Here is a 279-nt window from a genome sequence, read left to right as displayed (position 1 = left end):
ATCCCTTCACCACGGAGAAAGTCTATCTCTCACAAATTCCGGGACTGGTAAACATGGCGCTGTACGTTTCGCCGATTGTTTCCGGTGAGGTTATCCGTTCCCGTGGCGGCTCCACCTCTGAATTTACGCCGGGATATGTCAAGCCGAAGCATGAAGTGAATCCGCAGATGACCCTGCGTCGCCTGCCGGATGAAGATCCGCAGAATCTGGCGGACCCGGCTTACCGCCGCCGTCGCATCATCATGCAGAACATGCGTGACGAAGAGCTGGCCATTGCTC

General features: G+C 56.3%; 1 protein-coding gene. It reads left to right on the top strand.

What is annotated here, in order from left to right:
• Positions 1 to 279, top strand: a 279-nt coding sequence (locus AAEY79_RS14625) for a major capsid protein (RefSeq protein ID WP_352289040.1), incomplete at both ends; no start/stop codon positions are given.

It is taken from the genome of Psychrobacter sp. GW64-MNA-CIBAN-0177 (assembly GCF_040309585.1).
Taxonomy (GTDB): Bacteria; Pseudomonadota; Gammaproteobacteria; order Pseudomonadales; family Moraxellaceae; genus Psychrobacter; species Psychrobacter okhotskensis.
The sequence above is the reverse complement of the archived record's forward strand: the minus strand, read 5'-3'. Positions and strand labels throughout refer to the sequence as shown.